Genomic DNA, 14,647 nt, shown 5'->3' on the forward strand with positions numbered 1-14,647 from the left:
ACCACCGCGCGATCGTTCTCGGTCAAGACAGACCACGGGTAACGATGCCACCCCCGGCATCTTCAAATTCCGGTCTCCGTGTTCGATATGTTCCCCTGACACTGGTCGACGGCGCGAGCGAACGCCCGCGCTCTCGCCACCTTCATATTGCAGGATGGGGCGCAAACGGATCGGGCATATTCACATACCTCCAACCCCAACCCCCGTCCATGGCCGACCCAGAAGAAGCGGCGGAGACGACGGATCCGGAGGCGGAGTCCGTCGCGACAGCCGACGAATCGACGGACGACGTCGCGGTCGAGGAGGAGTCGCTCGACGAGGAGGGCGTCGCCGAATCGACCGACGCGCGAACCGAACCGGAATCGACCGACGAGCAACCGACCACCGAGAGTGGGACCGTCGGAGACGCGAGCGCGACGTCCAGCGGACGCTCACTGGCCCGCGCCCAGCGCGCGATGGGTACGCTCACGATCCTCGGCCTCTGGATCTTCTGGTCGCCCATCCTGTTCACGGGATACGGGTGGGAGATCTACACCAACGTCTTCCTCGGCCTCGCGATCGTCGTCGCCGGCTGCGTCGCGGTCGTCAAGAAGGGCGGCGACTCGGCGGCGGCGGTCGGGTTGCCGGCGCTCGCCGCGGCGCTGGCGATCGCGACGATCGGCGTGACGTTCCTGATGGGGTACGGCACCACCCTGCTCGTCTGGAGCAACGTGATTACCGGCAGCCTGCTGGTCGTCCTGGCGGCGCTCGCGATCGTCGCCTACAACAAGTCGGGCGACCGACCGTCGACGAACCGAGCGGCCACGGCGAGTTAGTTCCCGACACCGATCCGTTTCGTCGCCGGATTGCACCCGCCACGACACCGATCCGTTTCGGTGTCGGACCGGGACCGAGACCGCGTCGACGGGGCACGGAACCGCGACCGAGGTACCGCCCCGTTCGGGTTTCTGATCTCCGTACGGTGTCGGCTCGACACCACGCTAACCGGCGGTCCGTTCGACTCCTGAACGGTCGTGACCGAACCAGTCGTCGTGTTCGGCAGGCGGACGATGTCGTCGCCGACTCACGATTCGTCCGACGACAGGACCTCGACCTTGTCGACGTTACCGACTTCGCCCGTCGTCGTCATCGCCGGGAACGTGGCGTCCTCGTAGAGTAACGCGCTGACCGACCGGACGGTCCGGTCGTCCTCGTGCTCCTCGCGATGTTCGATCCAGAACCGGTCTGCCTTGTCGTCGTCTTCGGGCACGGAGAGGTGGACGGTGGTCAACGTTCCCGGCAGCAGGTCCGCTTCTTCGGTGAGTTCTTTCGTCTCTACGTCGAGTACCTCCGCCTCCAGCGGCGAATCCGGTTTGTTCGGATACCCCTGGTTGTAGCGATCGAAGAAACATCGCACTACGTCCCCCGTCGAGAGTCGGGGGAGCACGTCGACTGCCGGACCGTCGGTCATGTTCGTGAGTTTCACCGCGAACGCGAAAAACGTTCACCGTTCGCGGCGACGACCGCGACGCTCAGTCGAACAGACCGGTCGAGAGGTACCGCTCCCCGCTGTCCGGAAACACGGTGACGACGAGGGGACAGTCCTCGACGGATTCGCCGCCGTCGGTTTCGGGTTCCGGTGGCGAGCGCTCGGACCCTGATGACGCGCGCTGAGATCCCGCTCGCCCGCCCCGGTGGTCCGGTCTCGACGTCTCGTCGGGGGAGTCAGCCCGGCCGAAGTGTCGATCGAACGCGTGCGGGATTTCGGGACACTCGCGATCGGGTTCGGCGATCCGTTCGGCGATCTCGCGGGCGACGAGACTGGCCGCGCCGCTGGATTGGCCGACCAGGATACCCTCCTCCCGGGCGAGGCGTCGACACTCCGCCTCGGCGTCCTCGAGGGCGACCGTTCGGACGTCGTCGAGCAGCGTTCGGTCGAGGTTCTCGCTGACGAATCCCGGTCCCATGCCCTGAAAGTCGTCCTCGCCCGCACACCCGGTCGAGAGCACGGCGTTTCCGGCCGGCTCGACGGCGACGATCTCGACGTCCGGAAAGCGCTCGCGGAGCCGCCGCCCGACCCCCGAAAGCGTACCGCCGGTACCGACGCCCGCGACGAACGCGTCGACGGTCCGGTCGCCGACCTGTTCAACGATTTCGGCGCCCGTCGTCCGGTAGTGAGCGTTCGGGTTCGCCGGATTTTCGAACTGGCCGAGCTGGACCGCACCGTCCGTTGCGAGCTCGTCCGCACGCGCTCGCGCGTCGGTCATATCGCCGTCGACGAGTTCGATGTCGGCCCCGTATGCCGTCATGAGACGCCGGCGTTCGGCGGATTTGTCCGCGGGCATCACGATCGTGAGGTCGTAGCCGCGAGCGGCACAGACCACCGCCAGCCCGATACCGGTGTTGCCACTCGTCGGCTCGACGATCCGATCCCCGGGGCCGAGCGAACCCGCACGCTCGGCCGCCCGCACCATCGCCATCGCCGGCCGGTCCTTCGCCGAGCCACCCGGATTGAAGGACTCGACCTTGGCCGCGACCGTCGCGCCGTCCGGCGCGTCGACCTCGACCAGCGGCGAGCCGATGGTGTCCAGGATGCTGGCCCTCATCAGGACGACCTAGGGATGCGAGACGTATACGCCTGCTGGACGTCGGCAGAACGTGCCGGTGAATGCGACGAACGGGGAGCGATCGGCCCGCTCCCGTAACGAGATCGGACCGTCACGGCGGCAAACGCGACCGCCGACCGCCGCCGTTATGCCCTGCCCCGGTCTACCGCCTCGCATGCAACTCGAAACCCTGCGGCCGAATCCGGTCTGGGACGGCGCCTCCTACGAGGACGCCGTGGACGTTCTCGCCGCTCACCGCGAGGAACTCACGTACAAGGTGTGGGGCGGCGACTGGTGCAAGGACTGTCGCGCGCTGTTACCGGATTTCGCCGCGGCGCTCGAGTCTGCGGACGTCCCCGACGACCGTATCGAGGAATCGCCCGTCGACCGGGACAAGCGGGGGCCGGGCGTCGACGAATACGACGTGGAGTACATCCCGACGATCGTCGTGGAAGACGACGACGGCCGAGAGGTGGCACGTTTCGTCGAGGAGGAAACGCTCCCGCCGGCGATCTACCTGGCGGACGAGATCGACGAGTCCGGCGCACTCGACTGACTCGACGATCTTCGGTATAATCGGCGACCCTGGACCGATTCGACGGGACCGACGATAGGCTCGATGTCCCGACCAATTCGACGGAACCGTCGGATCCGGATTGGACGTGGTCGGGGCCCAACGTGACACGACTCGGCGCCGCGTCTCGATCAGTCCGACGCTCCCGCGGAGTCGAGCCACTCGAGGGCGTCGTCGACGTCGTGCGCGGGCGGCGAGCAGGTACGGGCTCGACAGACGTACAACGTCGGTTCGTCGTCGCGCGCTTCCCGGCCCGCCCAGATCGACGGGGCCCGGGATAGCCCGAGCCGGTCTAACCACTCCGAGAGTTCGTCGTCTGTGGGCGGGCGGCGAGCGAGCAATCGGTCCGGGAGATACGTCTCGGCGAATCGATCGCGCCACTCCGGCGGGAGCGACGCTGCGGCCGCCGTTACCTCGAGCGGGCCGCGGTGAAGCCGGTCGGTCGCGAGGGCGAGCGAAACGTGTTCGAGGGGATCGGCGCGAATCGCGTTCGCGTGAGTCGACAGCACCGCGTCGGCGTACCCCTCGAAGTCGTCCTCGGCGAACGGGTCCAGAGAGAGCAGGGTCTCCACGGCGACGCCGGTCGCGGACGGCGTCGACTGATCCGTGAGTTCCTGGGGCCGGGTGACGAGCGATTCCCCGCTCTCGGGCGTGAAATAGAGCGTCTCCGCGTTGGCGTCCCAGAATTCCTCGACGACGACGCGCGCGAGTTCGACGGCGAACGCGAGGTGATCGACGTCGCCGGTCGCCTCGTAGCACGCGAAAGCGCCGCGGGCCAGAAACGCGTAGTCCTCGAGGTACGCGTCGATCGCCACGTCTCCGTCCTTGTACCGGCGCTGTAAGCGCGACGCGTCCTCGTCCCAGAGGCGCCTTCTGACGAACGACAGCGCGTCGACCGCTCGGCTCGCGTACCGATCGTCCCGAAGCACGATCGCCGCTTCGGCGGCCGTCGCGATCGCGAGCCCGTTCCAGCCGGCGAGCACCTTTTCGTCGCGCTTCGGCCGCGGTCGCTCCTCGCGGGCGTCGAAGACCGCCCGCCGGACGGTCTCGAGTCGGTCGCGGACCTCGCCTTCCGCGAGGTCGAACCGGTCGACGAGCTCCGGTACCGACGCGTCGACGTTCGGCTGATTCCGGCCCTCGAAGTTACCGGATTGGGTGACGTCGTACCGCGCGCAGAACAGTTCGGCGTCGGTCTCGTCGTCCACGACGTCGCGGATCTCCGCCGGCGTCCAGACGTAGAACGCGCCCTCCTCCGATTCCCCGTCGTCGTCTGGGCTCTGGGCGTCGAGCGTGCTGTAGAAACCGCCTTCCGGGTGTGTGAGCTCCCGATCGAGGAACTCGAGCGTGTCGCGAACGACGTCTGCGTACCGTTCGTCACCGGTCACCTGGTAACCCGAGAGCAGCGCGCGGGGGATCTCCGCGTTGTCGTACAGCATCTTCTCGAAGTGCGGGACCGTCCAGTCGCGGTCGACGCAGTAGCGGTGGAAGCCGCCGCCGACGTGATCGTAGAGGCCGCCGTCGATCATCTCGTCCAGCGCGTGTGCGGCGACCTCGAGGTAGACGTCGCGTCCGGTTCGGTCGGACGCCCGGAACAGCGCCTCGAGTCGGGTCGGTTGCGGAAACTTCGGTCCGCCGGATCCGAAGCCGCCGTGCTGGCGGTCGGCCGCGCGGACGGCGGCGTCCGCCGCGTCGGTCAACCGGACGCTCGCCCCCGCCTCGTCCGCCGAGCCGGTCGACTCGACGGCATCGGTTGCCGGCGTCTCTTCGAGCCGGTTTCGCGCCGCTTTCGTCCACTCCTCGGCGCGCGATTCGATCTCGTCGCGATCGGTCTCCCAGGCGGTCCGTATCCGGTCGAGGAGGTCGAGAAAGCCCGGCATCCCCCGCCGAGACTCCTTCGGGAAGTACGTCCCGACGTAGAACGGCTTGCCCTCGGGAGTGAGCCAGGCCGAGAGCGGCCAGCCGCCGCGGCCGGTCACCAGTTGACAGACGGTCATGTAGATGCTGTCGACGTCGGGACGCTCCTCCCGGTCGACCTTGATGGGGACGAATCCCTCGTTCAGTTCCTCGGCGACCGCCTCGTCGGCGAAGCTCTCGTCTTCCATGACGTGACACCAGTGACACGCCGAGTAGCCGATGGAGAGGAAGATCGGGACGTCGCGCTCGCGAGCCGCCTCGAGCGCCCGCTCGTCCCAGGGCTGCCAGTTCACGGGATTGTCGGCGTGCTGGCGGAGGTACGGGCTCTCCTCCTCGTCGAGCCGATTCCGCCCGGTGGGATCGCTCATGGTCTGACGTTGGACGGCCCGAGAGAAAAGGGGTCCGCCGTCACGGGCCTCGGGTCAGATCGGACGACCGTCGGACCGGCGTCAGGGACCGAACGAGCTGACCATCGCCGGAGCAGACGATCTCCCAACACGTGGCGGTCGTGTCGGGATGGTCATACGTAGACGACGCTCTCCGACCGACTGTGGCGGCCGGATGGCGTCGTCTCGAACCGATCCCGGTAGCTTTAACAGCGAACTGAGAGAGTTCCTGATATGACCACTCGGACGGAGTTCTGGTCGATCTATCGGGAGGCGCTCCCGGTTTTGCTGATCGCGCTCGGCGGCGGTCTGTTCGCTGGTCTGGTGTTAGAAGAGATCATCGAGAGCGTCGAACGGTTCCCCGGACTCCTCGTCATGGTTCCCGTCTTTCTCGCCACCCGCGGGAACGTCTACGGCGCGCTCGGCGGTCGTATCTCGAGCGGACTCCACCAAGGGTTGATCGAACCGCACTTCGAGTGGAACGAACGGCTGAGCAACGCCATCATCGCGTCCTTCGTCAACGGGATCGGGATCTCGATCGTGATCGGCGTGGTCACGTGGATCGCCCTCCAGCTGATCGGGTGGGATGTCGCGTCGCTGTTCGAGCTCGTTGGGATCATGCTCATCGCCGGCGTCCTGACGTCGGTGGTCCTCATCTTCGGACTGCTGACCCTGATTTTCGCCGGGTTCAAGTACGGGTTCGATCCGGACAACCTGGTCGGGCCGATCGTCACCACGCTCGGAGACATCTTCGGGATGTTGTTCCTGCTCTTCGCCGTGGGCGCCGTGGAGGTGTTGGCCTGATGGTCGTCCCGACGCCCGGCGGCTCGCTCGGGACCTGGAACTGGAGGACGATCGTCACCAACATGTTTCCGTTACTCGTGGTCCTGTCGATCATCGTCCTCTGGGCCGGGATCACCCTCGAGGACGCGGAAGAGCTCCTCGAAGAGTACGGCATTCTGGCGGTGATGGTCCCGACGATGGTCGACATGGGTGGCAACCTCGGTGCGATCCTCAGCTCGCGCCTCTCCTCGCGCTTTCACCTGGGGACGACCGAACTCGACCCGCGCGACCGCGTGCTCCGGGGCAACGTGCTCGCGATACTCGCGCTGGCGGCGACGATCTTCACGGCCCTCGCCGTCGGGGCCTGGGCGCTCGGCGCGGTCCTCGGCATCGGCCTGCCGCTCGCGACCCTGCTGACCATCTCGCTGATCAGCGGCATGTCGGTCGCCGTCATCGCGATCGTCTTCTCGTTCCTCGCGACCTACGGCTCCTACCGCCTGGGGATCGACCCGGACGACACCACGATCCCGATCGTGACGAACGTCGTCGACGTATTCGGCATGGTCATCTTCATCGGCGTCTCGGCGCTGGTACTCGGATTCTGACGTCCCGGTCGGGGCCGAGAGCTCGCTCGGTACCCGTGTGACGGGATATCGTGACGGGAGGGTCGCCGGTGATGACGCTCGGCCTAGCCACGGCGTCGGCCAGCTCGTGCGTCGAACGAACGCCACCGCCGACCGTTCGGGAAGACGTCTCGGACGTCGAACGAACGCACTCGGTCGACTGATCGGGACGTCGTCTGAAGCAATCGGATCGGCCCGTGCGATCGATCAGGTCGCGGCCATCGACAGAAACGCCTCTTCCGCGGTCCTCGTCCCCTTCGCGATCAGAACGTCGCCACCGCGCAGTTCGGTATCGTCGTCGGCGATCAGGATCCAGCCCTCGTCGGGTCGACGGATCGCGATGACGTTCATGCTCGGCTCGGTTTCGGGGCGACCCTCGAGGATCGGGACGCCGTCGAGTTCGCTGCCCGGCTCGATCTCGATGCGCGTGATGACCTCGTCGCTCTCCTGGACGGCGAGCTGGACGACGGGGTGGACGTCGATATCCCTGAAGATTCCCTCGCTGATGTCGATCGCCGCGTCGCTGATGACCTCGGTGCTGGTCGCGAGCGCGATCAATCCCCGGAGGCGGACGGGGTCTTCGGCGTCGGCGGCCGCTTTCAGCGTCCAGGCGGTAAATCGCGACAGCAACGCGTCGACTTCCACCTCGAGATTTCGGACCTCCTCCGCGAGGTTCTCGCTGTCGAACAGCACGCTGCTGTAGGCGAGGTCGACCGCCAGCTCGCTCAGGTTCTTCATGTGGACGATCGTGTCGATCGCCCGCTCGAGATCGGCGATCTCCGGAGGTTCGACCTCGGGCGCCCGGTAGGGCTCGCCGGTCAACGCTTCGAAGACGGTGCCGATGTCCGGTTCGCTCCCGCGCAAGAGCGCGACGTCGCCGCCCTTGATCCTCGTCCCGGGGCCGGGGTTGAGGATCCACTCCTGGCCCCGACGGAGCGCGATCACCCGGACGCCGGTCTCTGACTCCAGGTCGATGTCGTTCAGCGTGCGGTCGGCGTATTCCGAATCCTCGGCCACGACGCCCCGGACGAGCGTCTCGACCGCCTCGGGGAGGGCGGTCCGCATCGCCTCGGGAAGGCCCACCTCCTCGAGGAGGACCTTCGCGATGTCCCCCGCCGCGTCGCTGATCTGGTCGGTCGCCGCGACGATCCCGAGCACCGGCGCCAGCTGTTCGGCGTCCGCCGGCTTGCGAGCGGCCATCAGGAGGCTCATCCGCGCGCGAAGCTCGAGGAGGTCCATCCGCTCTTCGAGCCGCAGCACCTCCCGAGCGAGTTCCTCGTTCTGGTGGAGGACGGCCGAGTACGAGAGGTCGATCAGCAGCTCGGCCGTATCCTTCATCTCGACGAGGACGTCCTTCACACTAACCGGCTCGTACTCGATCGACGCCGCGGAGATCTCGCCCTCGAACGGATCCATAAGTCGACCGAGCACTTCCGGGATCAAAAACGTTCCTCACCGGACGTATCGCCGGGTACCGAACCGAAACGCGGGACGTCGTTCGCTCCTCGTCCGTTCGCTGGCCCGCTCGACACCGGTCGACCGTTACATCGAATGTCGGCGAATATGATACATCGGCCACCGATTCGCATCCGCAGCTCTCCGCGGTATCGCCAGCGGCGGGCGGCGTCACGCCCGGACGTACTCGAGAAACGCGTACCCGTCGCGCTCGTCTCGTCGGACTTCCCGCCACTCGTCCCGGTCGATCTCGGGGAAGAACGCGTCGCCGTCCGGCTCGTCGGCCACCTCGGTCACGACCAACCGGTCCAGGTCGGGGAGGAACTGCTCGTAGACCGTCGCCCCGCCGGCGACGAACGCGCGATCGACGCCGCCGTGGCGACGGTCGGCCGCCGACTCCGCGATCCGGACGGCCTCCGCGATTCCGCGGGCGACGATCACGTTCGCCGGCGTCTCCGGGTCGCGGGAGGTCAGCACGATCGACGTCCGTTCGGGGAGCGGCTCGCCGAGTCCGTCGACGATACTCTCGTAGGTGACCCGCCCCATGATGACCGGGTGGCCGGTCGTCCGTCGCTTGAAGTGGGCCAGGTCTTCCGGGATGTGCCAGGGCATCCCGCCGTCGACGCCGATCACGCCGTTTTCGGCGACGGCGACGATACCCACGAGTTCGAGGTCGGTCTCGATCGCGGGCGTCCCTTCTTCCGGACCCCTCCGTGAATCCGAATCACGCATCGTCACTCCGCGACTCCGAACGTGAGCGCGTCGTGGGACTCGTAGTCCCGAAGCGCGACGTCCTCCGCGGTGAGTTCCGAAAGCGAGACGTCGGCCACCTCGAGCGAGGGCCGCGACAGGGGTTCCCTGGCGCACTGTTCGAGCAGTCCCGGGACGTGATCCATGCCTTCTTCGTCCGACGCTTCGGCCGGGGCGGTGTCTTCGACCCACTCGCGAACGCCGCGGTAGTCCTCTCGCGCCCCGACGTCCTCGAGGCGGGACTGCAGCTCGTCCAGGTTGTCGGCGTACCACTCGCCGCGGTCGCCGGTCCCGCAGTAGACGTGCGCGTCGACGATCGTGTGCGCGAAATGGCCCGGTACGAAGCCCGATTGCTGGGCGATCGCGATCGTTAGCAGGGAGTACGCCGCGATGTTAAAGGGGATCCCCAGGGCCACGTCGCCCGAGCGCTGGGTCAGGTGGCAGTTGAGTCGGTCTCCTTGCACGTTGAAGACGAAGCTGTAGTGACAGGGGGGCAGCGTCGAGACGGCCGCGTTCGCCGGGTGCCAGGCGTTCACCACGAGTCGACGCGAGTTCGGGCTGTCCGAGAGCGTGTCGAGGACGTACTGGATCTGGTCGAACGTCTTCCGCCCGTCGGCCTCTTCGGTGACCCACCGGTGGGATTCGTCGGGCCAGGATTCGCCCTCCAGTCGGGCGTCACCGCTCGGAATCGGATACCGCCGCCAGAACCGTCCGTACGCCGTGTCGAGTCGGCCTTCGTCGTCGGCCCACGCGTCCCAGATCTTCGTCTCCTCCCGGAGATTTCGGGTGTGCTCCTCCCCGGAGAGGTACCAGCAGACCTCGTGGATCATCGAGTTCCAGCGGTAGCCGTCCATCCGCTTGGTCGTCAGTAGCGGGTAGCCCTCCCGCAGATCGATCTCGTAGTGGCGGCTGAACCGCGAGATGGTGTCGACGCCGGTTCGGTTCGGCTTGTAGGTGCCCCCCGAGAGGACGGCGTCGACGAGATCGAGGTACTGTTCCATACGACTGTCACTCCCACCGGTGATTCATAAATCTACCACTGTTCGGATCCGGTAGCGCTCGACTCGTGGCGAACGTCGGTGACGGACCGATCGTCTCATACGCTACGTTGGGTTCGAACGTTGATAACCACTTTCACTCCGGTCTCGCAACCCTCTTGCGTCCCGGCGTCCTTCCACCGTTCGATGTCCGACGCCGTCGGCGCGCGACTGCTCGCCCTTCCGCCATCGGTCGCCGCCGAGCGACCCCTGGGGGCGCTCGAGGACGTCCGCGACTTCTGCGACCCGGACGGCGTCTGGATTCCGGGGCCCCGGCGGCTGCCGCGAGCCCCGGCGTGCGCTCGACGGGTTTTCGACGTACCGGTCGTTCACCCGCCCCTCGGCGCCGGGACCGACGCGGTCCAGGTCCACGACCTCGGCGGGGTCTCGGTGGTGACGGTCCAGCGCGCGGCCGCGCTCGACGCGGCCGGTCAGGTGCTGGCCGAAGCGGCGGAGTCGGCCGACGCGATCGTTCTCGTGTGCGACGAGATCGGGACGGCGGTTCGGCCGACCGCGCTCGAGGCGACGCTCCAGGGTGCTCGCGGGGTGGCCGAAATCGTCCCCGACGGGCGCGCCGAACTGACCGTCCTTACCGGGAGTCAATCCGCCGACTACGATCTGTTGTGGACGGTCGACCCGAGGAACGGACGCGCGCTCGACGTCTCGGAGCCGACGGAGCGGGACGGTCTTCCGGCTGACGAGGACGAGGCCGTCCGCCTGCGAGTGATCGGCACCGGGTCGGTCGGCGGCTACGGCGGCGGCGGGACGATCGCGACGTACGCTCTGGCCCCCGGAGGCGACGGTGCTGGGCGCGTCGCCGATCCGGTCCGCGACGTCGACGTGATCGACGCCGATGCGTTCGGCCTGCGGGCGGTGTCGGGGATCGGCCCGAAGACCGCGGAACGGCTCGCCGCCCGGGATGTGACGAGCCGCGACGACGTCCGCGAACTGGCCGTCGAGGACCTTGCCGAACTACCGGGCGTTGGCCCGATGACGGCGTCGCGGATGCGTCGACACGCGGCGGTCCTGGAAACGGGCGATCCCCTCGTCACGACCGACGACTCGATACCGGCCGCGGACCGCCCGCGTGGCCCGCTCTGTATCGACATCGAGACCGACGGCCTCTCGCCGACCGTCATCTGGCAGGTGGGCGTCTACGACCCGGAGACCGACGACTACCGGGCGTTCGTCGAGCGTCGGGATCCGTCCGATCCGGGACGGATTCTGGAGAGCTTCCTGGATCGGCTGCTGGGTCTCCGTGGAAACCGCGCCCTGCTGACCTGGAACGGCTGGGGATTCGACTATCGATACCTCAGCGCGTTCGTCGATCGGTACGTCCCCCACTACGCGAGCGAGTGGGAGTCGATCCCGAAGCTCGACCTCTACCTGTGGTGCGTGACGGACGGGAACGCGATTCTCCCGGGACGGACGAACCGACTCGACGACGTCGCCGCGGCGCTCGGGTACGAGGACGCGGCGACGGGCCTCGACGGGGCGGCGACCGCGGCAGCCTACCGGCGGTTCGTCCGCACCGGCGTCGAACCCGACTGGGATCGCCACGAGCGCTACTGCGAGGACGACTGCCGCGCGCTCTGGCACGTCTACGAGCGCCTCCTCGACGCCGAACGAGCGATCGACGAACCGGAACCGACGCCGGCGGGACAGACCGGACTGGGTGAGTTCTGACCGTGCGACGAACGAAACGGGGCGAGGACGGCGAATCGACCGACGGAGTCGGGGAGGACGCGGTGACCGATACCGATCGATTCGAAGACGACCCTGCGAACGATCACGGTCGACTCGAGGACGATGCGGCGCCCGATCCCGACGGCACCGACGCCGCCCCGATCACCGGAGCGGGCGTCGTCGAGACGTTCCCGGGGCGGGGACGGACGGTTGGCGACGTCGTGGAGATTCCCGGCCGTTCGGCCAGGACGGTGGCCGCGGGGGACGTGCTGGCACCTGAGCTCGCCGATTCGATCGATCACGATCTCTACACCCACCAGGCGGAGGCGCTCGCGGCGCTCGATCGGGAGGAGAACGTTTGCGTGGCCACGAGTACGGCCTCCGGAAAGACGCTCGTGTACGGGCTCCAGATCGCGCGAAATTACCTCGAGGCGACCGAGAATCGGCGGACCGACGCCGCGGGGGGCGAGCGCGCGACGGTGCACGGATTCGACGGCGCGGCCGATGATCGACGAGACGCGACTGCCTACGTCTGCTATCCCACGAAGGCGCTCTCGCGCGATCAGGAGCGCGAGCTGAACGACCTCTTCGCCGACCTCGGGCTCGACCTGACGGTAGCCGTCTACGACGGAGACACCGAGACCGGGACCACTCGTCGAGAGATCCGGGAGGAGGCCGACGTGATCATCTCGAACTTCGCGGGCGTGAACACGTACCTCCACGACCACGACCGCTGGACGCGTTTTTTCCGCGCGTGCGAACTTGTCGTGATCGACGAGTCCCACACCTACACGGGCGTCCACGGCATGCACGTCGCCTGGATCATCAGACGACTGAAGCGGGTCCTCGAGTACTACGACGCGGATCCGCAGTTCGTCCTGACGAGCGCGACGATCGGCAATCCGCCCGCACACTCCGCGGCGTTGATCGACGAGCCGATCACCGTGGTCGACGAGGACGGTTCGCCGCGCGGTCCGCGCGACCTCCTCCTCTGGAATCCGCCGCCGCGCGACGACGGCGAGGGCCCCGGCGGCCCGGCCCCCACTTCCGCCGGTCCCCACGATTCCGACGACGGAGGCGGTCCGCTCGAACGCGTTCCGGCCTCGGTCGAGGCGCCGCGGCTCTTCTCGCACCTCGCGTACCACGGCGCACAGACGCTCCTGTTCGCGCCCTCCCGAAAACTCGCCGAACTCTCCGTGAAACGAGCGCGCGCCCACCGCGAGGACCAACGGGCCTATTACGGCTCGGACGGGCGGGGCGACGAGCTTCGGTCGTACCACGCCGGCCACTCCCGCCAGTCCAGACACGCGACCGAGCACGGGCTGAAGACCGGACGCCTCGACGGGGTGGCCTCGACCAACGCCCTCGAATTGGGCATCAACGTCGGCGCGATGGACGCGACCGTCCAGCTGGGCTACCCCGGTCAGCGCCAGTCGTTCTGGCAGCAGATCGGTCGCGCCGGCCGGGGCGCGGATCGCGCGCTCTCGGTCCTCGTCGCCGACCACCGCACCCTCGACCAGTACGTCGTCCGCCACCCCGAGTACCTCCTCGAGACCGACGTCGAGGACGCCGTCGTCGACACCGCCAACGACGCGGTCTTCGCCGCGCACCTCCGCTGCGCCGCGGACGAGTTGGCGCTCACCGAGGCGGACGCCGACTCGTTGGTCGATCGCGACCGCCTGGAGCGCGCGGTCGAGATGTGGCGGCGCGCGGGCCTGCTGTCCGGGCGGCTCGAGACCGGCGTCTCGTACGCCGGCCCGCCGCGCCCGCAGTCGTCGATCTCGCTCTACGCCACCGCGGGACGGGAGTACGAGGTCCGGCTCGCCGACGACGTCGACGACCGCGACGATCCGGAGATGGAGTCCCTCGCCCGGGAGCGCGTCTTCCGGGACTTTCACGAGGGCGCCGTGCGCCTCCACGAGGGTCGCCAGTACGAGGTCGCGGACGTCGTCCACGACGGTCCGCGCCCGCACGTCGTCGTCCGCCCGACGGACGTCGACTACTACACGGTGACGAACCGCGAGGTGACGATCCTCGACGCCGAGTCGCAGCGTTCCCGGCGGGTCGGCGACTTCGAACTCCACTTCGGACGAGGAACCGTCCTCGTCTACCACGGGACGTACGACGAGGTGTCGATCGAGGCCGGTCGGAAGCGACGACGGGGCGTTCCGACGAACCTGCCGCCGCTGACGATGGAAACCCAGCTCTGCTGGCTCGAGGTACCCGAGGACGTCGAACGCGCCCTGATCGAGAAGTACCGCGACTTCGACGTGCCCGATGTGGAAGGGACGGTGGTGAACAGCGCACATCTGGGCTACGCGGGGGGACTTCACGCCGCCGAGCACGCCACGATCGGCGTCGCACCGCTCGAGTTGATGGTCGACAAGCGCGACCTCGGCGGGTTGGCGACGCTGACGATCGACTCCCACCTGGCCGTCCCGGACGCGACGGCGGTCGAGGGCCGCGAACCGCGGTCGATCGCGGCCGCGGAGGCGACGGTCCGCGAGCGCGCCGCCGCGCTCGATCGAGAGCCGACCAGCGGCTGGTTCATCTACGACGGCGTCGAGGGCGGACTCGGGTTCTCGCGGGCGATCTACGAGAACTTCGAGGCCGTCGCCGCGCGCGCTCGCGACCTGATCGCCGACTGCGAGTGCGGCCGCGTCGACGGCTGTCCGGCCTGCGTCATGGACGATCAGTGTGGCAACGACAACCGCCCGCTACACCGCGACGCGGCCGTCGACGTGCTCGAGCAGTTTCTCGGCGAGCGCGACCGTGGCGATCTGGACGCCCACCTCGACGACGAGTACGGCGGCGACCGGCGGCCGACGCTGTTCTACGCCTGACCCCGTTCGGG

12 protein-coding genes are annotated in these 14,647 nt (G+C 68.0%); 6 read left to right on the forward strand and 6 right to left on the reverse strand.

Annotation, left to right across the window (positions count from 1 at the left end; translation table 11 throughout):
* Positions 1-209: 209 nt before the first annotated feature.
* Positions 210-815 carry a hypothetical protein gene (locus tag QZT59_RS03565; protein ID WP_290811411.1) on the forward strand — a complete coding sequence of 202 codons (606 nt, stop codon included), beginning with the start codon at positions 210-212 and terminating at the stop codon, positions 813-815.
* A 248-nt stretch (positions 816-1,063) separates the two neighbouring features.
* On the opposite strand, the gene QZT59_RS03570 is transcribed toward QZT59_RS03565, so the two are convergent.
* Together QZT59_RS03570 and QZT59_RS03575 are read right to left on the reverse strand one after the other, a co-directional pair.
* Positions 1,064-1,450, reverse strand: a complete 387-nt coding sequence (locus QZT59_RS03570; protein WP_290811414.1) for a hypothetical protein — start codon at positions 1,448-1,450, stop codon at positions 1,064-1,066.
* A gap of 61 nt (positions 1,451-1,511) precedes the next feature.
* On the reverse strand, positions 1,512-2,585 hold the full coding sequence (locus tag QZT59_RS03575; protein WP_290811417.1) for a PLP-dependent cysteine synthase family protein: 1,074 nt from the start codon (positions 2,583-2,585) through the stop codon (positions 1,512-1,514).
* 175 nt (positions 2,586-2,760) lie between these two features.
* Between QZT59_RS03575 and QZT59_RS03580 the strand changes: the two genes are divergently transcribed.
* Positions 2,761-3,141, forward strand: a complete 381-nt coding sequence (locus QZT59_RS03580; protein ID WP_290811420.1) for a thioredoxin family protein — start codon at positions 2,761-2,763, stop codon at positions 3,139-3,141.
* A gap of 149 nt (positions 3,142-3,290) precedes the next feature.
* Here the strand turns inward: QZT59_RS03580 and QZT59_RS03585 are convergent, their stop codons facing one another.
* A complete protein-coding gene (locus QZT59_RS03585; protein WP_290811423.1) occupies positions 3,291-5,441 on the reverse strand; it encodes a thioredoxin domain-containing protein in 2,151 nt (716 codons plus the stop codon).
* 252 nt (positions 5,442-5,693) lie between these two features.
* Between QZT59_RS03585 and QZT59_RS03590 the strand changes: the two genes are divergently transcribed.
* The gene (locus tag QZT59_RS03590; RefSeq protein ID WP_290811426.1) at positions 5,694-6,263 is read left to right on the forward strand and encodes a magnesium transporter; all 570 of its coding nucleotides are present in this window, start codon (positions 5,694-5,696) and stop codon (positions 6,261-6,263) included.
* Positions 6,263-6,847, forward strand: coding sequence for a magnesium transporter (locus tag QZT59_RS03595; RefSeq protein WP_290811428.1), 585 nt, complete (start codon positions 6,263-6,265; stop codon positions 6,845-6,847). The genes QZT59_RS03590 and QZT59_RS03595 overlap by 1 nt, the downstream gene beginning before the upstream one ends.
* 225 nt (positions 6,848-7,072) lie before the next feature.
* On the opposite strand, the gene QZT59_RS03600 is transcribed toward QZT59_RS03595, so the two are convergent.
* The 3 genes from QZT59_RS03600 to thyA all read right to left on the reverse strand — a co-directional run bounded on the left by QZT59_RS03600 (position 7,073) and on the right by thyA (position 10,071).
* Complete coding sequence (locus QZT59_RS03600) at positions 7,073-8,281, reverse strand: potassium channel family protein (protein ID WP_290811431.1); 1,209 nt, start codon at positions 8,279-8,281, stop codon at positions 7,073-7,075.
* 210 nt (positions 8,282-8,491) lie between these two features.
* Positions 8,492-9,052 (reverse strand): dihydrofolate reductase, encoded by a 561-nt coding sequence (locus QZT59_RS03605; protein ID WP_290811434.1) that lies wholly within the window; start codon positions 9,050-9,052, stop codon positions 8,492-8,494.
* 2 nt (positions 9,053-9,054) lie between these two features.
* Positions 9,055-10,071, reverse strand: coding sequence for a thymidylate synthase (gene thyA / locus QZT59_RS03610; protein WP_290811437.1), 1,017 nt, complete (start codon positions 10,069-10,071; stop codon positions 9,055-9,057).
* Positions 10,072-10,254: 183 nt separating this feature from the next.
* Here thyA and QZT59_RS03615 point away from each other — a divergent pair, with 183 nt between their 5' ends.
* Both QZT59_RS03615 and QZT59_RS03620 read left to right on the forward strand, forming a co-directional pair.
* The gene (locus tag QZT59_RS03615; RefSeq protein ID WP_290811440.1) at positions 10,255-11,793 is read left to right on the forward strand and encodes a ribonuclease H-like domain-containing protein; all 1,539 of its coding nucleotides are present in this window, start codon (positions 10,255-10,257) and stop codon (positions 11,791-11,793) included.
* 62 nt (positions 11,794-11,855) lie between these two features.
* Entirely contained in the window at positions 11,856-14,636 is a 2,781-nt protein-coding gene (locus QZT59_RS03620; RefSeq protein ID WP_394348637.1) for a DEAD/DEAH box helicase, read from the forward strand.
* Positions 14,637-14,647 lie beyond the last annotated feature (11 nt).

Origin of the sequence: Halovivax sp. (genome assembly GCA_007119345.1) — an archaeon.
In the GTDB taxonomy this organism is placed as follows: Archaea; Halobacteriota; Halobacteria; order Halobacteriales; family Natrialbaceae; genus Halovivax.

Excerpts from the sequence above, each read along its gene's own strand:
- QZT59_RS03565 (WP_290811411.1), top strand. The coding sequence starts at position 210 with ATGGCCGACCCAGAAGAAGCGGCGGAGACGACGGATCCGGAGGCGGAG.
- QZT59_RS03595 (WP_290811428.1), top strand. The coding sequence starts at position 6,263 with ATGGTCGTCCCGACGCCCGGCGGCTCGCTCGGGACCTGGAACTGGAGG.
- QZT59_RS03580 (WP_290811420.1), top strand. The coding sequence starts at position 2,761 with ATGCAACTCGAAACCCTGCGGCCGAATCCGGTCTGGGACGGCGCCTCC.
- QZT59_RS03615 (WP_290811440.1), top strand. The coding sequence starts at position 10,255 with ATGTCCGACGCCGTCGGCGCGCGACTGCTCGCCCTTCCGCCATCGGTC.
- QZT59_RS03575 (WP_290811417.1), bottom strand. The coding sequence starts at position 2,585 with ATGAGGGCCAGCATCCTGGACACCATCGGCTCGCCGCTGGTCGAGGTC.
- QZT59_RS03600 (WP_290811431.1), bottom strand. The coding sequence starts at position 8,281 with ATGGATCCGTTCGAGGGCGAGATCTCCGCGGCGTCGATCGAGTACGAG.
- thyA (WP_290811437.1), bottom strand. The coding sequence starts at position 10,071 with ATGGAACAGTACCTCGATCTCGTCGACGCCGTCCTCTCGGGGGGCACC.
- QZT59_RS03570 (WP_290811414.1), bottom strand. The coding sequence starts at position 1,450 with ATGACCGACGGTCCGGCAGTCGACGTGCTCCCCCGACTCTCGACGGGG.
- QZT59_RS03590 (WP_290811426.1), top strand. The coding sequence starts at position 5,694 with ATGACCACTCGGACGGAGTTCTGGTCGATCTATCGGGAGGCGCTCCCG.
- QZT59_RS03585 (WP_290811423.1), bottom strand. The coding sequence starts at position 5,441 with ATGAGCGATCCCACCGGGCGGAATCGGCTCGACGAGGAGGAGAGCCCG.
- QZT59_RS03605 (WP_290811434.1), bottom strand. The coding sequence starts at position 9,052 with ATGCGTGATTCGGATTCACGGAGGGGTCCGGAAGAAGGGACGCCCGCG.